General features: G+C 63.3%; 19 protein-coding genes. 2 read left to right on the top strand and 17 right to left on the bottom strand.

Annotated elements, in window-relative coordinates; all coding sequences use genetic code 11:
- Positions 1–273: 273 nt before the first annotated feature.
- The 15 genes from AX729_RS18550 to bchF all read right to left on the bottom strand — a co-directional run bounded on the left by AX729_RS18550 (position 274) and on the right by bchF (position 16,601).
- Positions 274–753 (bottom strand): hypothetical protein, encoded by a 480-nt coding sequence (locus AX729_RS18550; RefSeq protein ID WP_061025560.1) that lies wholly within the window; start codon positions 751–753, stop codon positions 274–276.
- Between the two features lie 83 nt (positions 754–836).
- Complete coding sequence (hemA, locus tag AX729_RS18545) at positions 837–2,048, bottom strand: 5-aminolevulinate synthase (RefSeq protein WP_061025559.1); 1,212 nt, start codon at positions 2,046–2,048, stop codon at positions 837–839.
- Positions 2,045–3,055, bottom strand: a complete 1,011-nt coding sequence (puhE, locus tag AX729_RS18540; protein ID WP_061025651.1) for a putative photosynthetic complex assembly protein PuhE — start codon at positions 3,053–3,055, stop codon at positions 2,045–2,047. The genes hemA and puhE overlap by 4 nt, the downstream gene beginning before the upstream one ends.
- 13 nt (positions 3,056–3,068) lie before the next feature.
- Positions 3,069–4,166: a magnesium-protoporphyrin IX monomethyl ester (oxidative) cyclase gene (acsF, locus tag AX729_RS18535; RefSeq protein WP_061025556.1), complete on the bottom strand. Its 1,098-nt coding sequence runs from the start codon at positions 4,164–4,166 to the stop codon at positions 3,069–3,071.
- The gene (locus tag AX729_RS18530; RefSeq protein ID WP_061025555.1) at positions 4,163–4,468 is read right to left on the bottom strand and encodes an O2-dependent cyclase accessory protein; all 306 of its coding nucleotides are present in this window, start codon (positions 4,466–4,468) and stop codon (positions 4,163–4,165) included. The genes acsF and AX729_RS18530 overlap by 4 nt, the downstream gene beginning before the upstream one ends.
- Entirely contained in the window at positions 4,465–4,923 is a 459-nt protein-coding gene (gene puhC / locus AX729_RS18525) for a photosynthetic complex assembly protein PuhC (RefSeq protein ID WP_061025553.1), read from the bottom strand. The genes AX729_RS18530 and puhC overlap by 4 nt, the downstream gene beginning before the upstream one ends.
- 13 nt (positions 4,924–4,936) lie before the next feature.
- Positions 4,937–5,614 (bottom strand): photosynthetic complex putative assembly protein PuhB, encoded by a 678-nt coding sequence (gene puhB, locus AX729_RS18520; protein ID WP_245325260.1) that lies wholly within the window; start codon positions 5,612–5,614, stop codon positions 4,937–4,939.
- Complete coding sequence (puhA, locus tag AX729_RS18515) at positions 5,611–6,378, bottom strand: photosynthetic reaction center subunit H (protein WP_061025549.1); 768 nt, start codon at positions 6,376–6,378, stop codon at positions 5,611–5,613. The genes puhB and puhA overlap by 4 nt, the downstream gene beginning before the upstream one ends.
- Positions 6,379–6,399: 21 nt before the next feature.
- A complete protein-coding gene (locus AX729_RS18510; RefSeq protein WP_061025547.1) occupies positions 6,400–7,833 on the bottom strand; it encodes an MFS transporter in 1,434 nt (477 codons plus the stop codon).
- Entirely contained in the window at positions 7,830–8,531 is a 702-nt protein-coding gene (gene bchM, locus AX729_RS18505; protein ID WP_061025546.1) for a magnesium protoporphyrin IX methyltransferase, read from the bottom strand. Before bchM ends, AX729_RS18510 begins: the two co-directional genes overlap by 4 nt.
- Positions 8,531–9,442, bottom strand: a complete 912-nt coding sequence (gene bchL / locus AX729_RS18500) for a ferredoxin:protochlorophyllide reductase (ATP-dependent) iron-sulfur ATP-binding protein (RefSeq protein WP_061025545.1) — start codon at positions 9,440–9,442, stop codon at positions 8,531–8,533. Before bchL ends, bchM begins: the two co-directional genes overlap by 1 nt.
- Positions 9,439–13,170, bottom strand: a complete 3,732-nt coding sequence (locus AX729_RS18495; protein ID WP_061025544.1) for a magnesium chelatase subunit H — start codon at positions 13,168–13,170, stop codon at positions 9,439–9,441. Before AX729_RS18495 ends, bchL begins: the two co-directional genes overlap by 4 nt.
- Positions 13,145–14,719, bottom strand: a complete 1,575-nt coding sequence (gene bchB, locus AX729_RS18490; protein WP_061025543.1) for a ferredoxin:protochlorophyllide reductase (ATP-dependent) subunit B — start codon at positions 14,717–14,719, stop codon at positions 13,145–13,147. The genes AX729_RS18495 and bchB overlap by 26 nt, the downstream gene beginning before the upstream one ends.
- Positions 14,720–14,721: 2 nt before the next feature.
- Positions 14,722–16,005, bottom strand: a complete 1,284-nt coding sequence (locus tag AX729_RS18485) for a ferredoxin:protochlorophyllide reductase (ATP-dependent) subunit N (protein WP_061025542.1) — start codon at positions 16,003–16,005, stop codon at positions 14,722–14,724.
- Positions 16,002–16,601 carry a 2-vinyl bacteriochlorophyllide hydratase gene (gene bchF, locus AX729_RS18480; protein WP_082770476.1) on the bottom strand — a complete coding sequence of 200 codons (600 nt, stop codon included), beginning with the start codon at positions 16,599–16,601 and terminating at the stop codon, positions 16,002–16,004. Before bchF ends, AX729_RS18485 begins: the two co-directional genes overlap by 4 nt.
- Positions 16,602–17,087: 486 nt before the next feature.
- On the opposite strand from bchF, the gene AX729_RS18475 reads away from it, so the two are divergent.
- Both AX729_RS18475 and AX729_RS18470 read left to right on the top strand, forming a co-directional pair.
- Complete coding sequence (locus AX729_RS18475; protein WP_245325257.1) at positions 17,088–17,732, top strand: cobalamin B12-binding domain-containing protein; 645 nt, start codon at positions 17,088–17,090, stop codon at positions 17,730–17,732.
- Between the two features lie 77 nt (positions 17,733–17,809).
- Positions 17,810–18,502, top strand: coding sequence for a biliverdin-producing heme oxygenase (locus AX729_RS18470; RefSeq protein ID WP_061025539.1), 693 nt, complete (start codon positions 17,810–17,812; stop codon positions 18,500–18,502).
- 25 nt (positions 18,503–18,527) lie between these two features.
- Here AX729_RS18470 and AX729_RS18465 read toward each other — a convergent pair whose 3' ends face one another.
- A complete protein-coding gene (locus AX729_RS18465; protein WP_061025538.1) occupies positions 18,528–20,708 on the bottom strand; it encodes a GAF domain-containing protein in 2,181 nt (726 codons plus the stop codon).
- Between the two features lies 1 nt (position 20,709).
- The gene (gene ppsR / locus AX729_RS18460; protein ID WP_061025537.1) at positions 20,710–22,083 is read right to left on the bottom strand and encodes a transcriptional regulator PpsR; all 1,374 of its coding nucleotides are present in this window, start codon (positions 22,081–22,083) and stop codon (positions 20,710–20,712) included.
- Positions 22,084–22,470 lie beyond the last annotated feature (387 nt).

The raw sequence follows: 22,470 nt of genomic DNA, 5'->3' as shown, positions 1-22,470 counted from the left end.
TTACAGATTCAGCACTGATTGGCAAGGATCTGTCAGCGTTAGCCGGCGCTGGGAATGGCCGGGTCTCTTAGAAGGATATGCGGGAACACCCTCGCGGCGGGCGTCCGCACCGCGGCCGTAAAGCCAGCCGCGGTCAAGGTCTCGAAGCGGCGCCGCGCCTCAGCGCTGGCACGCGTGTCTATGGCGGTCGAAATGGTGACGCAGATCGCCCGAATGATCCATCTCGATCCGGGTTGCCATCGCACAGATACTCCTTGTGTTCACGCAGGAGATCTAGTCCGGCAACCGAGTGAGCCGCGGCCGCCACACTCCGAGAACGATGTTTGCCATCGCAATGGCCAAAAAGACCCAAAGCGTGGCCCGACGCGTCCCCAATTCGCCGGCGAGCGTGGCGGGATCGATCTCGCCGGCCAGAGCTCGCGCGCTTTGCTCTGCTTCATGCTGGAGCGGACCGACCACGGAGACGAATCCCCATTCGAAAACGAGGACGCCCATCGCCAATTTTGCCCATGCCCAACCGGCGTCATGAAAGGCCCTGTTCACGGCGATGGCCAACAGCCCGGCCACCAGAGTGAGCCCGAGGGACGGCATGAAGATCCAGGTGGCCACTGCGCCCGTCGCGACGCTGAGCGGCGCATATTGCGCGATCGCGCCCGGTGCGGGCGCGTAGCCTGCCATGACAATAAAGCACGCGACCGCGCCGACAACGCCGATAGCTCCCAGCGTATGAAGAAACTTCATCAACTTCCGCATGATCGATCGGGGCTCGCAAACAACTCGCCTATCGTGCCATCCATCGGCTCCAAGCGCTGATACAATTGCCTGAGAACAGCAGATCAAGCTGCCTTGGCGAGCCCGACCTCCGCCCAGATCTCTGCGAGCGCATTGACCAAATGCTCGATATCGGCATCGGTGTGATGCGGCGACGGTGTGATCCGCAGCCGCTCGGTACCGCGCGGCACGGTCGGGTAATTGATCGGCTGGACGTAGATGCCATAGCGGTCGATCAACACGTCGCTGATCTGCTTGCACAGCACGGGGTCGCAGACCATGACCGGCACGATGTGGCTGGGATTATTCAGATGAGCAACCCCCGCCTCGTCGAGCCGCTTACGCAGCCGCGCGACGCGATCCTGATGCCGCTCGCGTTCCGCCGCGCTCGCTTTCAGGTGGCGAATGCTGGTGAGCGCGCCGGCGGCGACCGCCGGCGGCAGCGACGTAGTGAAGATGAAGCCGGAAGCGAAGCTGCGGATGAAATCGCAGATCGTAGCCGATGCCGCGACGTAGCCGCCAATGACACCAAACGCCTTTGCCAAGGTGCCTTCGATCACGGTCAGGCGATGGCTCACGCCCTCGCGGTCGGCGATGCCGCCACCCTTTGGTCCGTAAAGGCCGACGCCGTGGACCTCGTCGAGATAGGTCATGGCGTTGTGCGCGTCCGCGACATCGCATAGCTCGGCGATCGGGGCGATATCGCCATCCATCGAATAAACCGACTCGAAGGCCACCAGCTTCGGCGCATGCGGGTCGAGATCGCCGAGCTTGCGTTCGAGGTCGCGCGGGTCATTGTGTGCAAAGATACACGTGTCGCTGCGGCTGTGCCTGATGCCCTCGATCATCGAGGCGTGATTGAGCTCGTCTGACAGGATTGTGCAGCCCGGCATCCGCGACGCCAGCGTGCTCAGCGACGCCATGTTGGAAACATAGCCCGACGTGAACAGGAGTGCCGCTTCCTTGCCGTGCAGGTCGGCCAGCTCCCTCTCCAGCAGCACGTGATAGTGATTGGTCCCGGCGATGTTGCGGGTGCCGCCGGCCCCCGCGCCGCAACTGTCGAGCGTCTCGTGCATTGCCTTCAGCACCGCGGGGTGCTGGCCCATGCCGAGGTAATCATTGGAGCACCAGACGGTGACCTCGCCGGCGCCACTCGGATGATGATGTTTAGCGCGGGGAAACGCGCCTGCCCTGCGCTCGAGGTCGGCAAATACGCGATAGCGGCCTTCGCGATGAAGACCTTCGAGCTGCCGGCGAAAATAGGCTTCGTAGTTCATGACGTCCTCCCCTTGATCGTTGCCGCCGGCTCAGGACAGATCGTGTGAGCCGCCGTCAGGCCTTCTCTTGCCTGCTGCTCGCGATAACTCTTGCGGAACTGTTCTTCGAGACGCTGCCGCGCGCAGGCTCCCTGTGACAGCTTCGGAGGCGCCACATCGGGGCGCACATCCGCGAGCACGACGAGATTGGGCGGCGCTTCGGTGGTGCTGGCGTCTCGGTCCTGTTCCATGGTGACGTCCTCCGGCGGGAAACCCGAGCGCATGCCCCAGCCCCACAGCGTGATCGCCGGCAGCGGCAGCAGCATGAACCAATGCTCGACAACGCCGAGCGCAAACAGCGTCGATACCAGCGTCAGGCTGACAATCTCGAAAGGCGTGACCGCGACTTCGGCGATGCGCTGGATCATGATGACGAGGATCGCGGTGGCGAGCGTAACCGAGACCGGGAAAAAGGCGCTGACTGGCCCGCGCGTGAAGAACGTCTTGAGGAAACGCACCGCGTCCGGCATCAGCTCGTCGTTGGTGACGGGAACGCCGAGGAAGAGGTTGATCTTGGCGCTTTGCCGTAGCACCCAAAGCGCCGCAAACGTCCAGAGACCGACCTGGTTGGGGCTGCCCCAAGTCAGCGCGACGACGGCCGCGCCGCAAGCCAGCAAGGCGAACTCGTGATAGAGGATGGCCTGCAACGCAAAGCCGAGGCGCGACCGGCCCGTCGCGTTGGACGGACAGGGCTCTGGCCGCGGCCCGGTCAGCCATCCTGCGAGAAAGGCGATCTCCTGCGCAGCCCATAGCAAGATCATGCACGTGAAGGCCGTGTACGCGCCACCGACGCTGGTATCGCCGGCGGTCAGCGCGAGGCCGCCGAGCGACCCGGCGAGCAGACCAATTGCCAGGGACGCTCGCGACAGTTCGAACCGTCCCGAACGTCCGACCAGCAAAAGCACGGCCCCGGTGCTGAACCACCACACAAAGGCAGCGTAGATGGGGGGAACCGTGTAGGCTGCTATCAACGCACTCTCCTCACCAAGCCGGTTGCAGGCAGATTTCGCGTGGCAGCGTGTTCCGCTTCACCGGTAGCAGGAACAGCTTTGCGAACGTCAGTGCAGCCTGCGCCGCAAGGCCTGCGCGCTTCACTCTTGCCAGTAAGCCGCCCTGCTCGCGCGCATCCGCAATCGCTTCAGAAATCAGCCGCAGGCGCTCGAGACCGGCGAGGAAGCGCGGATTCTCGATATCCAGCGTAACCGGAAACACCTGCTTGGAAATCTCGGAGGTGATGCGGAACACCCGCATGTCGTACTCCGTCGGGTGCATGCCGAGCGCCTCGTGGAAGGCCGGGCGCATGTGATCGCGCACGTACATGGTGGCGAACACGGCGAGCAGGAAGAACCGGATCCAGAGCTTGTTGAAGCCGCGCAGCAGCGACGGATCGGCGCGCATCAACAGTGCGAACGCTTCGCCGTGGCGAAACTCGTCGTTGCACCACAGTTCGAACCAGCGGAAGATCGGATGGAACTGGCGCTCGGGATGACGCTCCATCTGCCGGTAGATCGTGATGTAACGGGCGTAGCCGATCTTCTCGGAGAGGTAGGTCGCGTAGAAGATGAACTTCGGACGGAAATAGGTGTACTTCTTAACCTTGGTGAGGAAGCTCAGATCCACCCCGATGCCGTGGTCCTTCAGGATTTCGTTGATGAAGCCGGCATGGCGGGCCTCGTCCCGGCTCATGAAGGCGAACAGCTCCTGGATCTCCTTGTTCTTGATCCGCTTCTTGATCTCCGCGTAGAGGACGCAGCCGGAGAACTCGGCCGTGAGCGAGGAGACCAGGAAATCCTTGAACTCCTTGCGCAGCTCGGGCGGCAGCGACTCCAGGTCGTTCTTGAACTCGTCGGTCTTGACGAAATGCGCCTTGTTGTGGTCGGCGCGCAGCTCCTTCATGACCGCGTTCCATTCGGACCGCACCAGGCTGACGTCGAGCCGGTCCATCGCCTCATAGTCGGTCGTGTAGAAGCGCGGGCTGAGGATGGTGTCTTCGCGCGCCTTGTCCAGGCTTTCGTTGCTGCCCTTGACTGGGCGCCGCACCTGCAGATTTCCCTGGCTTCCGCCTTCCATGGTGATCATGATGCTCTCCCGTCCGAGAAACTGACTTCGTAAAGTTCGGTCAATTCCAGATATCCTTCGATCCGCGCCCGCAGCCGGTCGAGCGGACCGGCACGGACCACGGTCGCGGTTCTCCGCACGACCAGGCGCTCGCCGAAGGCGACGCCGGTCGGCGCGTCATGAACCCTCACCTCGTCGCCGGGCTCGATCGCGATGTCGCCGTCGAGCACCACATGGGCGTGCAACGTCTCCGACGTCTGCTCGATCTCGATCGTGCAGGGCACGTCGAACGTCTTGCGAGAGGTCGTCCAGAGCATCTTCATGATCCGCCCCCTTTCAATTTCATCAGCCGCGCAAAGGCGTCGGTATTGGCCGATCCGAAGGCGTCGAGATCGATCTGCTTGCCGGTCGAGGTGTCCGTCAGCGTGATCTGGCCATTGACGAAACGGGTCAGGCGAAACGGCGGCTGTTGCCCGATGTCGCCGAGCTTGCGTTCCCGCGCGAGCCCGCGCAGCACGACGCGAATGAATCCATTGCTGCCGGGCGCCAGTGTATCCACCAATTGACGATCGCGAGCGTCGTACACCAGCACCGCACCGTTTTGGCCGTCCGCAAACTGGAATTCGCGGCTTTCGACGACGGCCGGCAGCGTCATGTGGACGCCGCCCGTCCCCGTCAGTCGAACCGTCGTCACCGTCGCGAGCGAAAACAGGACGAGCGCCGCGGCCGCGATGATGCCGCCTTTGGGGACCACAGGCTCCTGGATGGCATGGCTCATGAGTTCTCTCCGTTCAGGCAGCCGCGGTCGACGGCGAATTGGCCGTGACGCCCGAGACCTGGTTGCGATTGGCGGATGCCGAGAGCGCGACCGCCGTCGGAGCGGGCTGCCCTCCCAACGCCTCCGAAAGCCGGGCCGCGACGATCGCGGCGTCCGGCAACGCACACAGCATCGGCTCCGGCGCGCGCAGCCGCCAGGGCCTGATGTGCGGCCACAGCAGCAGATACGACACGCGTTTGCCGTCCGAGACTCCAAGCGGGATGTCGCCGGAACCGTCGCGGTGGATCTTCAGCGCGGCGTTGGTGATCTTTGTCAGCGGAATGTTCATCGTCATCGGCAGCGCGACGCCGAACTGGAACAGGACCCGCTTGCTGGTGAGCGTGTAGCAGGCCGCGCGGCGGAACAGCCACGCGAGGCCGGCCAGTACGACGATGGCGCTGATCGCCGGAGCGATCAGCCACAGCGCCGAAATGACAGCGTCGCGTCCTTGAATGCCATGCGACCAGTTCGACCACAGCCGCCACGCCAGCAGGGCGCCGAAATAGATCGAGACCTCGCGAATGTGGAACGAGCGCAGAGCCAGCCCTTTGAAACCGGGCTTGCCCTGCCAGATCACGCGCTCGCCTGCCGGCAAGGGCGCTGGCAGCTCCTTGAACTGCGAATCCATGAACTGCTGATGATCCTGTTTCACAGCAGCGGCTCCTGACGCGCCGGCGTGGCGTAGAGCGTGCCCGCGCCGAAATATCCGACGATGCGATCTTCCTCGAGCTTGGTCACCTGATCCGGACTCTTCGTCGCCGGCACGTCGGCGAACTGGCTGCCGAGGATGGCATCGACCCAGACCCGGCGGCGGCGGCCGTCGATCTTGGCAAACGGCAGCGGCAGCAACACACGCCGCGTGCCGCCGATGATGGGGACCTCGACTTCGAGATATCGGATCAGCGCCTCGGCCCGGTCGACCCAGACGTCCGTGACGACGCCGCCGGGTTCACTGTCCGCGCCGTTCACACGCATGCCGCGCGGATCGGGATCGCGCGCTTCGAGATAGGTGCCTTCGGCAACGCGCAGCGGAACGATGCAGGGGATGTTTTCCATCGTCAGTTCGGGAACGTCTTCGCGATTGGCATAGGACCCGGGCCCGACACCATCGAGCATCGGATTGCCGGTTGGCTCCGCCGGAGCGCCCGGCCAAACTGCGATCGGCGCCAACGCAACGTCGGGGCGATCGTTCTTGTGGTTCGGGAGCATCGCGACGTGCCCGTCCCGCAAGAGATAGGTCTTGGGATCGGGCATGCGCGGAAACCCATGCGCGACCCCGCCGTTGATCCCCGTCGACTCGAGCGGATAACCTTCGCGCTTGTCTTCGCGGCGAAGATAGAAGATCAGGCCAGCGAAGAAGATCCAGAAAACGTAAAGCGTGACCTGTGCCAGGTCCATATACGCGTCGGGCTGCATGGGCGACCTCCCTCTCGTTGACTAGCCTGGGAATTCCGCCAGGCCGAACTTCGTGGATGGCTGCGGGAAGCTCGTCCGTGCCGTGCGCACGAGCGGACCAATCGCAACCAGAGTGGCGAACAACAACGCAATTTCGATGTGGTAGACGACGCTGTATCCCGTCGACGGACCCGTCAGCGCGCGGCCGAGCGAGCCGCTCGACGCCAGCGACGTCACGGCATCGCGAATGCCGCCGCCAAGCGCGATGCCGCCACCGGCCGCGGTCGCCTGCACGGCGCCCCAAGTGCCCAGCGCCAACCCGCTTTCGCCGTCACGCGCCAGCGCCATCGCAGCGGTCAACGTTCCCGCGGCAAACAGCCCGCCGCCGAAACCGATCAGCGCGGTGCCGATCCGAAACAGCAGCACCGATCCCAACGGCGCGGCGAAGATCACCGCGGCAAACGCGAACACGCCTGCCACTGCACCGAAGCCGGCGATGCGATAGGGATCGGCGTTGCGTCCCAGCGTCCTTGCGGCAAGGCCAAATCCGGCCAGCGTGCCGAGCGCGAAAAACGCCGTGAGCGCCGTGGTCTGCCCCACGGTCAGTTTGAGGATTTCGGCGCCGTAGGGCTCGAGCAGAATGTCCTGCATCGAGAATGCCGAGGTGCCGAGCGCTAACGCGACAAGAACCCGGACCGAGCCGCCGGCGTTGCGAAACCTGGCCCAGGAGCGCTGGAATTCGGGCCGCTCGCGCGCAGCCGACGTCAGCGCCGGATTGCGCGCTTCCTGCTTCCACAGAGCGGCGATGTTGAGCAGCAATTGCGTGACGGCAACGCCCTGGATCACCTGGATCAGGCGGATCTCGTTGAAGTTGCGCAAGAGTTCGCTGAAGATCAACGCGCTGCCGACCATCCCGAACAGCAGCATCACATAGAGGAAGGCCACCACGCGCGGCCGCGCATCAGCCGGCGCAAGATCGGTGGCGAGCGCGAGGCCGGCCGTCTGGGCCGTGTGCATGCCGGCGCCGACCAGCAGGAAGGCGAGCGCCGCGCCGAATTGTCCGTAAACCGCGGGATACTCGCCGGTGCCTGACAGCACCAGCAACGCAAACGGCAGGATGGCGAAGCCGCCGAACTGGATCAGCGTCCCCATCCAGATATAGGGCACCCTGCGCCAGCCAAGCACCGAGCGATGATTGTCGGACTTGAAGCCGATCAGAACGCGGAACGGCGCGAACACCAGCGGTATCGACACCATCAGCGAGACCAGCAGCGTGGAGACGCCGAGCTCGACGATCATGACGCGGTTGAGCGTGCCGTTCAGCAGCACGATCGAGATACCGGTCGACACCTGGAACAGCGACAGACGCAGAAGCCGTCCTAGCGGCAGCTCCGTCGTGGCCGCGTCGGCAAAGGGAAGGAAGCGGGTCCCAAGCCGCATCCAGCCCTTGGCCAATGTCGACGATATCCGGGTCATCGGGGGATCATCTCCAAGGCCTGCGACTTGTAGAATCCGCTGGCGACGCGATGGCTGCGACCGAGCTGCCAGCGCTCGAGGCCTTCCTCCGACATCAGCAGCCGGCGCAACTTCTGCTCGCCTACCGGTTCGATGGCCGGTGCGCGATCGCCGCGCGGGAAAAGCCGACCAACGGCATGCATTACGGCCAACGCCGGTGTTTTCGGAGCGAATGTCACCAACAGAGCCTCGGCAGTCCGCTCCGCCAACCCTGCCATGACCCGGCAGGTATCAGCCGGGCGATAATGGATCAGCGAGTCCATCGCGACCACGAAATCGAACCTGCCGAGCTTCGGGTCGAGCATGTCGCCGGACCGGAATTCGATGGTTGAGGAATCGAGGTCCGAAGGCAGCCGCTCGCGCGCCACGGACACCAGCGTCGGCGACAGATCGATCGCGACCACGCGGGCGCCGCGCCGCGCGGCTTCGATCGACAACGCACCGGTCCCGCAACCGGCGTCGAGCAATCGCGCGCCGCTCATGTTCTGGGGCAGCCACCCCAGCAGCGTGTTGCGCATCTCGTCCCGGCCGGCGCGGACGGTGGCCCTGATGCGACCGACGGGAGCATCCGACGTCAGTTTTGCCCAGGCATCGACCGCGGTCCGGTCGAAATAGGTCTGAAGCTCGCCACGCCGTTCGAGATAGGTTGCGATGGACATTAGTCGAACCCCAACAGGTCGAAGATCTCACGGTCCTTGAGCGATTTTCCCGGCAGTGGCTCGATCGTTCCGGCCCAGAGCTCGGCGGCAAGCCGCATGTATTCGTCGGTCACGGCCTTCAGTTCCGGCGTCTCGTCCATTTCGAACAGCGTCGATTTCTTCAGGCGGCTCTTGCGGATGACGTCGAGATCCGGGAAATGCGCCACCCGCTTTAGGCCAGCCTGTTCGCTGTAGCGGTCGATCTGGTCGGTATCCTTGCTGCGGTTGGCGATGACGCCGCCGAGTCGGACGCCATAATTTTTCGATTTGGCCTCGATCGCGGCCACGATTCGGTTCATGGCGAAGATCGAGTCGAAATCGTTCGCCGCCACAATCAGCGCTCGGTCGGAGTGTTGCAGTGGCGCGGCAAAGCCGCCGCAAACGACATCGCCGAGCACGTCGAAGATCACGACGTCGGTGTCCTCGAGCAGATGGTGCTCCTTCAGGAGCTTCACGGTCTGGCCCACGACATAGCCGCCACAACCGGTGCCGGCCGGAGGTCCGCCGGCCTCAAGACACATCACGCCGTTGTAGCCTTCGAACACGAAATCCTCGGGGCGGAGTTCTTCGGCGTGGAAGTTCACGGATTCCAGCACGTCGATCACGGTCGGGACCAGTCGCTTGGTCAACGTGAAGGTCGAATCGTGCTTGGGATCGCAACCGATCTGGAGCACTCGCTTGCCGAGCCTGGAAAACGCAACCGACAGGTTCGACGATGTCGTGCTCTTGCCGATGCCGCCCTTGCCGTAGACCGAGAACACCTTTGCAGTGCCGATCTTGAGCCTGGGATCGAGCTGGACCTGTACGCTGCCCTCGCCGTCGCCGCAGCAGGACGGGCTCTTGAGCGACGATGGTTTGGTTTGGATATTCATGCGGCAACTCCCACGCCTTCGAGGCGGTCTTCGAGTTCTTCGCCTGCCCGGCGCAGGACATCGAGCATCTCGGGATCCGGTGACCAGTATTTGCGCTCGTGCGCCTCGATCAACCGGTTCGCGACCTTCGCGGAAGCAACGGGATTGAGCGAGGCCAGGCGCTCGCGCATTTCGGGATCGAGCATGAAAGTCTCTGTGAGCTGCCGGTAGACCCACGGTGCAACCTCGCCAGTCGTCGCCGACCAGCCCATGGTGTTGGTAACGTGCTCTTCGATCTGGCGGACGCCCTCGTAGCCGTGCTTGAGCATGCCCTCGTACCATTTCGGATTGAGCATCCGGGTCCGGGTTTCCAGCGCGACCTGCTCCGACAGCGTCCGGACCGTGCCCGTGCCGCGAGTCTGATCGCCGATATAGACCGGCGCCGACTGGCCGCCCTTCGCCATTCGCACGGCGCGGCTGACGCCGCCCAACGTGTCGAAATAATGATCCACGGTGGTCACGCCGAGCTCGACCGAGTCGAGGTTCTGGTACGCGAGATCGACGGTAGCGAGTGCGTTCTGCAACAGAGCCGTCTGCTGCATCGGCTGCCCTTTGAGGCCGTAGGCAAAACTCTTGCGGCGTGTATAGGTCTCGGCCAGTTCGTCCTCGTTGTCCCACCGGCCGTTCTCGACCAGGTGGTTGACGTTCGAGCCATAAGCGCCGTCGGCATTGCCGAACACCCGCAAGGAGGCCGTTTCCAGATCGCAATCATTCGCAGCTTGGAACGCCAGCGCGTGCTTGCGGACGAAATTCCGTTCGACCGGCTCATCGGCGGATGCGGCCAGGAAGCAGGCTTCGGCCAGCAGCTTGATCTGCAGCGGCAGCAGGTCGCGGAAGATGCCTGACATGGTGACGATGACGTCGATCCGCGGCCGGTTGAGTTGATCGAGCGGAATCAATTCCGCACCCGTCAGTCGGCCATAGCCGTCGAAGCGCGGCTTTGCTCCGAGCAAGGCCAGCGCCTGCCCGATCGGCGCGCCCTCGTTCTTGAGATTGTCGGTACCCCACAGCACGATCGCTACGGATTCGGGGATGCCGTGTCCTTCACCGACGTGCTTGTCGATCAGCCGCTGCGCCTGGCTCGCGCCGTCCTGCACCGCAAAGGCGCTGGGAATACGGAACGGATCGAAGCCATGGAGATTGCGCCCGGTCGGCAGGATGGCCGGCGTGCGCAGGAGATCGCCGCCCGGTGCCGGGCGAACAAACTTGCCATCCAGCGCATGCAGGATCGCGGGCAGTTCGTGATCCTGTTGGAGGATGCGATCGATGCCAGCCAATTCCTTGTAGAGCGCCAGCGCGGCGTCATCCCTCTTGGCCAATGCTTCGGGCGCCTCACCCGCGACCAGCGCCTCGAGGATCGATTTGTCAGGACGCACATCATGCGAGGCATCCGCGACCGCCTGAATCATCTCGACACGCTGTTCGACCGATGGTGTCTCACCAACGACATGCAGGCCATGCGGGATCAGGGTGTATTCGAGCTCGAGCACGGCTTCCGACAATTTGCCGACCGTTGCGGCCGGATCCATCCAGGCGGGAGAGGCCTCGGTCAGTTCGAGAGCACTGGCCTGGGCCTGTATCAACGTCGCGAGATCTCCGCGTTCCGCATCGTCGTGCGGAGCAAGTCCCCGCCAGCGCTCGATCGAGGCCTTCAGCTCAACCAGGGCCTTGTAGAGTCCAGCATGGGCGACCGGAGGCGTCAGATAGCTGATCAGCGTCGCGGCCGAACGGCGCTTGGCGATCGTCCCTTCGGACGGGTTGTTCGAGGCATAGAGATATAGATTCGGCAGATCGCCGATCATGCGGTCGGGCCAGCATGCGCCGGAGAGACCGGCCTGCTTGCCCGGCATGAATTCCAGCGCGCCGTGGGTTCCGAAATGCAGCACCGCGCCGGCGCCGAAATCCTCGCGCAGCCAGCGATAGAAGGCCGAGAAGGCATGCGTCGGCGCAAATCCCTTCTCGAACAAGAGCCGCATCGGATCGCCCTCATATCCAAATGCCGGCTGGATCCCGACGAAAACGTTCCCGAAGCGCTCCCCGAGCACCATGATAGAGCTGCCATCGCTCTGCTGCTTGCCCGGCGCCGGCCCCCATTGCGCCTCGATCTGGCGCAACCATTTTTCATTCCGAACATGATCACCAGCCGGAACTCTGGCGTGAACGTTGGCATCCGCGCCGAAGCGGGCGGCATTGCCAACCACGATACGCTCACGCAAAGCGTCGGCGCTTTCGGGCACGTCGACCTGATAGCCCTCACGCTTCATTGCAGAGAGCGTGCGATGCAAGGATTCGAATACCGACAGGAACGCCGCGGTGCCGGTGTTGCCGGCATTCGGCGGGAAGTTGAACAGGACGATCGCAACCCTGCGATCCCGGCGCTCCGAACGGCGCGTCGCGACCAGGCGGGCCGTGCGTGCCGCCAGCATGTCGGCACGCTCGCTGCAGACATGCATTTCGCCGCCGGTCTCGGCCGATGCGAAAATGCAGGCACGCTCGCAGCCGGTGCAGGGAGCGCCTGCCCCGTCGGAGCGGCCGCCATAGACCATCGGCCCCGCCGCACCGTCGAGCTCGGGGATCGCCACCATGATGGTGCTCTCCACCGGCATCAGACCGCGATCCGAAGCCCCCCATTGCTCGAGCGTCTGGAATTCGACGGGATGCGCCGACAGATAGGGTACGTCGAGCTGGGCGAGAACGTCTTCGGCCGCCCGGGAGTCGTTGTAGGCGGGACCACCGACCAGCGAGAAACCGGTCAGCGAGACCACGGCATCGACGATGCAGCTTCCGTCCTTCATGAAGAAGCGCTCAATCGCCGGCCTTTGATCGAGACCGCTCGCGAAGGCTGGGATCACGCGCAAGCCTCTCGCCTCGAATGCGGCAATCACACCGTCATAGTGACCGGCATTTCCGGCGAGCAGATAGGAGCGCAACAGAAGGAGGCCGACGGTACCGCGCTCGCCGGCCGGGACAGGCAGACGATCTGCCGTATCCGCGATGCGTCCTTTGAGGCGCGGGTGGTAGACGCCGATATCGTCATAGTCCACCGGCGCCTCGGCCTTGACGATGCCGCGCAGGCCGCGGCGCGGACCGTCGGCGTAACGGTCGACCAACAGGCGGATCATGTTGGCGATGTTCTGCTCGGAGCCGGCCAGCCAGTATTGCAGCGTCAGGAAATAGGCGCGCATGTCCTGAGCGGTGCCGGGAATGAAGCGAAGCAACTTGGGCAGCTGCCGCAGCATCTTCATCTCGCCCTTGCCACCCGGGCTCGTTCCCTTGCGATTGCCGCGCAACTTCTTGAGCCATGCGATGGCGCCGAGCGCCTCGCCGCTCATGTCGAACTTGCCGACACGCGTCAGCTTGACGATCTCGGCCGCCGACATGCAGCAGATCATGGCGTCGCAATCATTGCGCCGGGCAACGAGTGCTGGCATCACGAGGCGAACATGGTCGTCGAGAAACAGCATGGTGGCGATCACGATGTCGCCGCGGGCGATGTCGGCCTTGCAACGATCGAGCGCTGCATCATCAGTGCCCCATTCGTCCGCGGAATGCACCGCGAGCGTCAACCCGGGAAAATGTCCCCTCAACAGCCTCTCGGCCCGCGCGGCCGCGCCGGACAGATGACTGTCCATGGTCACGACGACGACCCTCAGAGGCGTCGCGTCAGCGGGCGTAATGCGCTTTGGCATCGTAGAGCGTCTCAATGGTTATGGTGGCAACGCCGTTTTCATTGGCGAAACGTTCGGTGTTGCGGCGCGCCTTGCCGCGAACGAAGAACGGAATCTTGTAGAGCTCTTTCTCGGCATCGGCCGACCAGGTCGCGCTGGCCAACGTCGCTGCCGGGGCCGGCTCCACGGGCTGAACCGACTTTGCGGCATCGGTCGCCTGATGGCCGGCTCCCAAATGCGACGGCAAAGCGCCATCCTTGAATTCGATATCATTCTTGAACATCGCCAGCAGGTGCTCTTCGAGGCCCATCATCAGCGGATGCACCCAGGTGTCGAAGATGACGTTGGCGCCCTCGAACCCCATCTGCGGCGCGTAGCGCGCGGGAAAATCCTGCACGTGCACAGGCGCCGAGATCACGGCGCAGGGAACGCCGAGGCGTTTGGCAATATGACGCTCCATCTGCGTCCCCAGCACCAGCTCGGGTTGCAGTTCGGCGACCCTGGCTTCGACTTCCAGATAATCGTCGGTGATCAGCGGCTCGACGTCATAGCGCTTCGCCGCCTCGCGGATCTCGCGGCCGAACTCGCGGCTGTAAGTGCCGAGGCCCACGACTCTGAAGCCCAGCTCGTCGGATGCAATGCGTGCGGCGGCAATGGCATGGGTGGCGTCGCCGAAGATGAAGACACGCTTGCCGGTAAGATAGGTCGAATCGACCGAACGCGAGTACCACGGCAACCGTGTGGAGGCCGAAGCCAGCGTCGCCGAAGCATCCACACCAGCGAGCTCTGCGACCTCTTCGACGAACTCGCGCGTGGCCGAGACGCCGATTGGAATGGTCTTGGTGAAGGGTTGGCCAAACGTCCGTAGCAGCCATGATGCAGCCTGCCCCGCGATTTCGGGATACAGCACGACGTTGAAATCGGCGTCTCCCAATCTCGCGATATCGACCGGCGTCGCCCCCATCGGCGCGGTGACGTGCACGTCGATGCCAAGCTTTGCCAGCAGAGACGCGATCTCGACGACATCGTCGCGATGGCGGAAGCCGAGAGCGGTCGGGCCGAGCAGATTGCAGCGAGCCCGGACTCCGGCAGCACGCTGCGGACGCGGCGTTCCCGGCGCCGGCGCTGACGGCCCGGCGAGCGCGCGAACCAATTGATAGAACGTCTCGGCCGCGCCCCAATTCTCCTTGCGTTGATAGGCCGGCAGATCGACGTCCACGACCGGAATCGGGAGATCGAGCGCACGCGCCAGACCGCCGGGGTCGTCCTGGATAAGCGACCCGGTGCAGGAGGCGCCGACCAGCATCGCCTGTGGCTGGAAACGATCGTAAGCATTCTGGGTCGCGGTCTTGAACAGTTCGGCGGTGTCACCGCCGAGATCCCGCGCGGAGAACGTCGTGTAGGTGACGGGCGGCCGCCGGTCACGGCGTTCGATCATCGTGAACAGCAGATCCGCATAGGTATCGCCCTGCGGCGCGTGAAGTACATAGTGCAGGCCTTCCATCCCCGTCGCGACGCGCATTGCGCCGACGTGGGGAGGTCCTTCATATGTCCACACCGTGAGCTGCATGATCAGGCCACCAGTTTGGCGCGGCGCACCAGAGGGCGCGCAAACAGTTCGGCAAGATCGGCCGCTTGCTCGTAGCCCTGGATGGGCGTGAACACGAGCTCGATCGACCATTTCGTGGTGATGCCTTCCGCTTCCAGGGGATTGGCAAGTCCTAGCCCGCAGACCACGAGATCTGGTCGCGCCATCCGGCAGCGATCGAGTTGCAAATCGACGTCCTGCCCTTCCAACAGCACGACATCATCCGGCAGCATCCTGAGCTCTTCGGCGAGATGCTCGCGGTGCAGATAGGGTGTCCCGACCTCGACCAGTTGCATCGACAATTCGCGCGACAGGAACCTCGCCAGGGGAATTTCGAGCTGGGAATCCGGAAACAGAAATATGCGCCGACCGCCGAGTCGATCGCGATAGCGAAGCAGCGCCCGCTCCGACCTGATACGATGGGGCTCAGTGACCGCCTCGAACAGCGCTGGCGCGACATCGAACGCATCGGCCGCTGCACGCAGCCACGCCGTCGTACCCTCGACGCCCAGCGGGAACGGCGCGGCCAACCTCACCGCGCCGCGATCTTCCAGCGCGCGCGCCGTGTCGGCGAGGAACGGCTGAGCCAGGAGAAACTTGGTATTCGGTCCTATATCTGGAAGGGCCGCGGAGTTTCGTGGCGGCAGAAACTGGACTGTGCCGATGCCGAATGCGTCGAACAGGCGGATGAACTGGTCCTCGACGACGTCGGCCAGGGAGCCCACGATCAGCAATTGGTCCTCGCTCGTCCCGTTCGGGGGGGCCGCGGGGACGAGCGAGGCGAGACAGGCATCCTCGCCTTGCGTGAATGTTGTCTCGATTCCACTGCCTGAGTAATTGAGGATGCGGACCGCAGGCGAAAACTTCCGGGACAGCCGCAATGCGGCGCGCGACAAATCGAGCTTGATGACCTCGGACGGACAGGAGCCGACGAGAAACAACAGCCGGATGTCCGGCCGCCGCGCGATCAGTTGAGCCACGATGCGGTCCAATTCGTCATTGGCATCGGTGAGCCCGGCGAGGTCCTTCTCTTCCATGATCGCAGTCGCAAATCGCGGCTCGGCGAAGATCATCACGCCGGCGGCGGACTGAATGAGATGCGCGCAGGTGCGCGAGCCCACCACCAGAAAGAAGGCGTCCTGGATCTTCCGGTGCAGCCAGACGATTCCGGTCAGCCCGCAGAAAACCTCGCGCTGGCCGCTCTCGCGGCGAACCAGCCTCGGCGCGACATCGGCTGCGACCGGACATCCCTGCACATGCGCATTCATGACCGGCTCCTGGAAACGGAGGGAGCTGCCGATGATGCAAGGCGCTCGTCACGCCGCGCGGCGCGCAGCTTCAACAAGAACTGCGTGGCATTGACGAAGTATGACGCGTAAGCCGCCAGCGCCAGCAGCATCTGCTCGCGCGGGTCGCCGATCCCGGCGAACAACGCGATGAGGTAGCCGGTATGCAGCGCCAGCACGAGGAAGCTGAAGACGTCTTCCCAGAAGAAGGCTGGCGCAAACAGATAGCAGCCGAAGACTTCCCGTTCCCAGATCGAACCGGTGATCATGATCGCGTAAAGCACGAGCGTCTTGAGGACGACAGACGCCGTCGCGACGGCAAAGCCTTCGCCGTTGAAGAGATAACGGACCACCAGCGCCAGGCTGATCAGAAAAACGGCGAACTGAATTGGCGCGAGGATGCCCTGAACCAGCGTCCACCTTGTTGCATCGCGGCGAAGGCGCTGCTCGGGGGTGTACAGGGTCTTAAGTGATTGCGCCGTCGAACGGGCTCGCGCTGCGACATCACCCATCTGAGAAATTCCATTCGCAGGCGCAGCGACGTATTCATTGACCAAACTGTAAAGATTGTTTGACAGCCCAACGTCACGGTGATGCGATATCGACTGGGGAAATCGAGCAGCTACCGGCGAAGGGTCGCCGTGTTCGGGAAAATCGCCGTTCCTAGCCGCTCGAAGCTGCACCGCGCCACTCCCTAAGTGCGGTCTTGTTGGAAAGAAGGCTAAACCTCGCTTCAAGAACTGTCAACTAAATCATACGTAAATTGAACTTGACGGTTTTTGGACTAGAGGACTTAATGTTGGGGGGAGTGAGATATGACCGATGTGAACGAGCAATCCTTCTCAGCCGGTAGCGCCACCGACACCGCGTCGGCGCCACGTCCCAAATCGCTGAGACAGCGAATCCCGACGCCGATCTGGCGCTTTCGGCCGACGCTGCAACCGGTCGCGGTGGTCAGGACCATCAAGACGCAGATCATTCCCAAGATCGTGCTGGCGTTACGCAGCACACCGGTTGCAAGGCTCGCGGAGACCGCAGAGCCGAGCACACCGACCGAAGTGGAGATGTTCGTCGCGCTGGCGCTTGGCGCCGATGACAGGGCGGCGTTCGCCTATGTCGTGGATCTCCAGGCGAAAGGCACCTCGGTCGAATCGATCTTTCTCGATCTGCTGGCGCCCGCAGCGCGGCAGCTTGGAGCGCAGTGGGAATCGGACACGACCGATTTTGCCAGCGTGACGCTCGGCGTCGGGCGATTGCAGCTCATCATGCACCGCCTCGGCGACAGCTTCGTGCAGGAAGCCAGCGGCACCCATAGCGGCGAATCGGCACTGCTGACGATCATTCCGGGTGACCAGCACAGCTTTGGACTATCCATGGTGGCCGAGTTTTTCCGCCGCGCCGGCTGGAATCTCTGTACCGGGCCGTTCTCGTCGCACCGAGAGCTGACATCCCTGGTGCATAATCACTGGTTCGATATCGTCGGCTTCTCCATAAGCAGCGATCGGCGGCTCGACGAGCTGAAAAAAGACATCCAGGACATCAGGCGTGACTCGCGCAACAGGCAGGTCGGCATCATTCTTGGCGGCCCGATGGTGATCGCACAGCCCGGCCTTGTGGCTTCGATGGGAGCCGATATGATGTCGATAGATGCGATCACCGCGCCTCAGCAGGCGCATGGCCTCATCGAGCAGATGAAGGGGCGGAAGTGACCGGCCTCGGTTCACACGGGCGGCGCAGATTGACGCGACGAAGCTTCCCCTCAAATGCGATCGCGGAGACGACGGAAATGACGGCTGCGACGGCGGATAGTCCCTCTCCGCCCAGCGTCGTGACCGCGCTCTATTTCCGCACCAAGGCGCTGCATGCGGAAGCCGAACGGACCGGCATCATTCGCAGTCTGCTGCGGGGCGAAGCGAGCCGCACAGGCTATATCCTGTTGCTGCGCAATCTGCTTCCCGCCTACCGGGCGATGGAGCATGGCCTCGAACGCCATAGCGGTTCACCCGGCATCGAATTGCTCTCATCCTTCCGGCTTGCGCGCGCACACGCGATCGAATCCGACCTTGCCACTCTGTGCGGCGAACGATGGATCGAGGACGTTCCGCTGCTTGCTGCCGGAGAGATCTATGCCGAACGCGTTGCTCATGCGGCCGACGGCGACGGCATGCGACTGATCGCCCATGCCTATACCCGCTATCTCGGGGACCTCAGCGGGGGGCAGATCCTGCAGCGATTGCTGGCGCGCACGCTCAAGCTTCGACCCTCGGAGCTGACTTTCTACGATTTTCCGCACTTCGCGGATCTGGAGTTGCTGAAAGCCGACTACCGCAGGGCGCTGGACGAGGCCGGCGCAATTGCGCCAGATCCGCAGGTCGTGGTGGAGGAAGGCGCAATTGCCTTTTCGATGAACATCGACCTGTCCTGTGCCGTCGAGGTTGCGGCGCCGCATGGACCGGCCGCGGTCGCTGCCGTGGACTAGGTCAAACCGGCCGCGCGCAGCAGCTTCAGGCGTTCGGCTTGCCCCTGCCCGACGTGCGAGAAGCATGCCAAATCAGATGCTCCAGCACTTCGGCAGTGCGCAGCGTCGAATTACGGACGCTCTCGAGCATCTCGGCGATCCGGCCGGTCTCCACACCATAGGTGATTTCGAGCGCGGCGAGCTGGGCGTTCTCGATCACCGACGACAGCAGGTTCTGGTAGACGAGGTCGGTCTTGGAATCGAGACGAACGCTGCCGATCCGGTTGCTCTGAACGATGCCTTCCTGGAAACGGCTGCGCGCGAGCTCGGCGGCCTTTCGGTCGGTGATATCGGTGAAGATCAGCACGAAGCCGAGCACCCGGTCGCGCGACGGCTGCACGGGATCGGCCCTTATCATCAACGGCTTTTCTTGGTTGCTTTCGCTGCGCAACAGCAACTCGCCGCGCCACGAGCGATGGTGACGAATGAGGTCCGCAACATCGCGAAGGAAACGGTCCGATTGTTGAAATGCCCCGGCCAGCTCGTCAAGCCGATCGAACGCAGTGTGATCCTTCGGCAGCAATGTCTTGAACGCCTCGTTCATCAGCAGGATCCTGCCGTCGATGTCGGCGATGATTACCGGTTGCTCGGACACGCGCACATGGCGGCTGAACTGTTCGAGCTGATCCTGAGCGATGAGGGTGCGCACCGCGCGGAATTGCAGCACTATATCCGCCACCGACTGGCCGATCAGGCGGGCAGCGGCGAGGTCGGCGGGCGTCCAGGGCTCGGACGTGCCCTCGACCTGCTGATGCCACTGCGCGAACGACCGGCGCGGCGACAGATCCAGCGGATTGTCGCCGATGACGAACGGCTTCAACGGATCGCCGCCCCAGGTCACCGTGCGGATGCGCTCCGGCCGGAACCAGATCAGGTATTCGCCGGGATTGCTGGAAATCGGCGTCACCGCGATGCCGCTCGCGACCTTCGTGATTCCCGCGAATTGGGGGAGATCCAGACCGAGCGATGCCGTGGCCATCACAGACCGATCGCGATGCGTGTCCAGCCACGCGCCGATCTCCCTGATTTCCTGCGTTCCCGGCACCTCGCCGGTCGAGATGATCTGACCTTCGTAGATCAGAGCGCTTCCACTCGCTCCCAGCGGCTGGAGGATCGATTGCGAGCTATCGAAGATCGCGCCTCGCCAGTCGCCTTCGCGCGACATGGCCTCGATCATTCGCTGCTCGAGCCGTTGCACGAAGAGCTCGGACTGGCTTTGCGCAAAGCTCTCGAGCGCGGCGATGCGTGTCGCGATCGCCTCGGCAAGCAGTTCACAGACCGCCCGCAATTCAAAATGGATGAAGCGCGGTTCGTAATGGTGACAGGCGACGAGGCCCCACAGCTTTCCGCCGACCACCAGCGAGATCACCAGGGTGGCGCCCACGCCCATGTTCTTCAGGTACTGAAGATGGATCGGCGACATGCTGCGCAGGAAGCAGAGTGACATGTCCAGATCCCGCCCCGTAATGGGCGAAAGCCGGGGCTGCAGCGGGACGGGCTGATAGTTCACATCCACCAGCACGCGGACTCGCGTACGCTCATAGAGCCGCCGCGCCATCTGCGGAATATCGGTCGCAGGATAGCGATTGCCCAGATACGCTTCGAGCTCCGGCTTGCGGCGTTCCGAAAAGACTTCGCCGTGTCCCTCGTCGTCGAAACGGTAGACCATGACCCGGTCGTAACCGGTACGATCCTGAAACAAGGTCGCGGCCTCTTCGCACAGCGCGCGAATCGAGGACGCGGTGCGAATCTTCTCGAGCGCCTTGGCGATGTGTCTGGTCAAATCGACCGACGGTCCGGCCCGCTCCAGCTCGATGACCAGCCCGCCTTCGGGCGGACGATGCAACAGTCCGTCATATTCGGCGCCGGGGCTTCCGATCCTGCAGCGCACCGCGATCGGCATTCCCTGGGCGGTCGGGTCGAGGTGCGGAAGAATTCGAACCAGCAGATCGCCATCGAGATCGGCGAGCGCCATGCCAACGACTTGCTTCAGATTGAGAAACGCCGCGGCATTGGCGCTGGCCTGCACGACACGGTGATCGGGCTCGCTGACGACCAACAGGGCGCCGTGTGGCTGAATCGAGCCCGCGAGATGGATCTCTTCCCGTTCGCAGTTCGAAAGGTCGGCTTTTCCGAATGCTGGTGTAGCGAGCGAATGCAGCGCCAACTCAGTCCTCTGGGGTTTCCTCGACGTCCGGCTCCTTGTCGTCCAGGCCGTAACGATTGAGCTTTGCATAAAGGCTCTGGCGGCTCAATCCCAGAAGTTCAGCCGTCGCCGTCCGGTTGCCACCCGCAAGCTCGAGCGCCTGCTTCACATAGTGCTGTTCGACGACGCCAACCGTATTCTTGACGAGCTGGCGGAGCGACGACTTGCCGATCTGCTCGCTCATCGAGCCCAGCGCGGTGCGCAGAAAATCACTCTCGCTGCCCGACGGCAGGCGACGGGCTACGTTGCGAAGCAGCACGCCGATCTGACCCGGCTCGCCCTCCCCGGTTCCGGCCGAGATCTCGACCTCGGTCTCGGTACCGAGTTCCCCGCGGACCGACGTCGTGAACAGCCGGACGGTCTTGTGGCGCTGGATATTCGAAAGAAGTGCATTCAGATCGGCGCCCGGCTGCCAGAGCCACCGTCCAAGCGATTCCCCAACTGCGGACGCCTTCGAGCCGACCTGCACCAGATCGAGGAAGGCCTGATTGGCATGGCGAATGATGCCGGTTGCATCGAGCGCCACGAACGCGTCCGGCAAGTGCTCGATCAACTCTTCGACGGTCGAAGGCTCGCCCTTCTCCTTCGAAACCGACAGGTCGGTAGCTGCAGTGAATTGCAGCAGAAACACATGGCCGGGTTCCGCCGTCATCAGCGAGCCCCGCAGCATCCAAGGCTTGGCTTCGGGTCCAAGATGCACGAGGATGCTCAGCGCCTTGCCACGCTCGCGGATGCGCGCCAGCACTTCGCGAACCGCGTCGCGGTCTTGAGCGGCGATGTCGTGCAGCAGTTCGCGGCCCGCGATGTCCTCGTTGCGGCGACGCGGCGAATTGAGCGCTTCAATCGCGGTACGGTTGGCTTCCAGTATCCGCAGATTGGCGGCCGATACGATCAAGACGGCTTCGTTGGATGCGTCGAATACCAGCCGATAGCGGGTCTCGATTTCGCGCAGCTTCCAATAGTCGCGCTCCATCGTCTGCTGGGCCGCGATCAGGCGCGACTGCAACTCGGCGACCGCCTGCAGGTTCTTGCCGATCGCGAGCATCCCGGCACGGCCGCCCAGCAGCACCGTGGTGTACTCCATCGGAATTTCGAGGCCGCTCGGAAAGCGCTGATTGATCTGGCGGAAGGCCGAAATGCCGGTGACCCGGGCGTCGTCGACCATCCGCTTCACCTTCTCGCCGCCCATTTCGCCGGCGACTTCGACCCACGGTCGGCCGAGCCATCCATCGACGCTCTCGCTGCCCATCGACGGAGACAGCGTCGCCTCGCGGATCACCCCTTCCATGTCGAGCAGGAGGGTGATGTCGGGCTGTACGGTCGGTAATGCGGCCATTCTGTTATCTGCCGATCATTCTTTGCGGAAGCGTGAAGCTGTTGAAACGACGGCAGTCGGGCGATGCACACGACGTGCCAATGTTGCCTGACACTTGGCACCCGAAACTGAAGCCCTGCTTGCTAGGAATGCGCAAAATCCCGCGCAAAGTCAAGAAACACCTTTGTTTTGAAGGTTTTAGTTGTCACATTTGCCTGACACCGGCTGTGCCGTCGCGGCAGGAATCCGGTCGATCGATCCCAGCTAGCACAATCCACGGGAAGCTCGATTGACCCCGCTCAAAAAGAACGTCAGGAACCGACAACTCTAATTGATATTTACAACTGTCAATGTATCCTAACACTCAGGTCGAGACCAAAAAGAAGTCAGGGAGTTCAAACGTGCCGG

This window comes from Bradyrhizobium sp. CCH5-F6 (genome assembly GCF_001556045.1).
Taxonomy (GTDB): Bacteria; Pseudomonadota; Alphaproteobacteria; order Rhizobiales; family Xanthobacteraceae; genus Bradyrhizobium.
The sequence above is the reverse complement of the archived record's forward strand: the minus strand, read 5'-3'. Positions and strand labels throughout refer to the sequence as shown.

Excerpts from the sequence above, each read along its gene's own strand:
- AX729_RS18550 (WP_061025560.1), bottom strand. The coding sequence starts at position 753 with ATGCGGAAGTTGATGAAGTTTCTTCATACGCTGGGAGCTATCGGCGTT.
- hemA (WP_061025559.1), bottom strand. The coding sequence starts at position 2,048 with ATGAACTACGAAGCCTATTTTCGCCGGCAGCTCGAAGGTCTTCATCGC.
- acsF (WP_061025556.1), bottom strand. The coding sequence starts at position 4,166 with ATGATCACCATGGAAGGCGGAAGCCAGGGAAATCTGCAGGTGCGGCGC.
- AX729_RS18530 (WP_061025555.1), bottom strand. The coding sequence starts at position 4,468 with ATGAAGATGCTCTGGACGACCTCTCGCAAGACGTTCGACGTGCCCTGC.
- puhC (WP_061025553.1), bottom strand. The coding sequence starts at position 4,923 with ATGAGCCATGCCATCCAGGAGCCTGTGGTCCCCAAAGGCGGCATCATC.
- puhA (WP_061025549.1), bottom strand. The coding sequence starts at position 6,378 with ATGCAGCCCGACGCGTATATGGACCTGGCACAGGTCACGCTTTACGTT.
- AX729_RS18510 (WP_061025547.1), bottom strand. The coding sequence starts at position 7,833 with ATGACCCGGATATCGTCGACATTGGCCAAGGGCTGGATGCGGCTTGGG.
- bchM (WP_061025546.1), bottom strand. The coding sequence starts at position 8,531 with ATGTCCATCGCAACCTATCTCGAACGGCGTGGCGAGCTTCAGACCTAT.
- bchL (WP_061025545.1), bottom strand. The coding sequence starts at position 9,442 with ATGAATATCCAAACCAAACCATCGTCGCTCAAGAGCCCGTCCTGCTGC.
- AX729_RS18495 (WP_061025544.1), bottom strand. The coding sequence starts at position 13,170 with ATGCCAAAGCGCATTACGCCCGCTGACGCGACGCCTCTGAGGGTCGTC.
- bchB (WP_061025543.1), bottom strand. The coding sequence starts at position 14,719 with ATGCAGCTCACGGTGTGGACATATGAAGGACCTCCCCACGTCGGCGCA.
- AX729_RS18485 (WP_061025542.1), bottom strand. The coding sequence starts at position 16,005 with ATGAATGCGCATGTGCAGGGATGTCCGGTCGCAGCCGATGTCGCGCCG.
- AX729_RS18475 (WP_245325257.1), top strand. The coding sequence starts at position 17,088 with ATGTTCGTCGCGCTGGCGCTTGGCGCCGATGACAGGGCGGCGTTCGCC.
- AX729_RS18470 (WP_061025539.1), top strand. The coding sequence starts at position 17,810 with ATGACGGCTGCGACGGCGGATAGTCCCTCTCCGCCCAGCGTCGTGACC.
- ppsR (WP_061025537.1), bottom strand. The coding sequence starts at position 22,083 with ATGGCCGCATTACCGACCGTACAGCCCGACATCACCCTCCTGCTCGAC.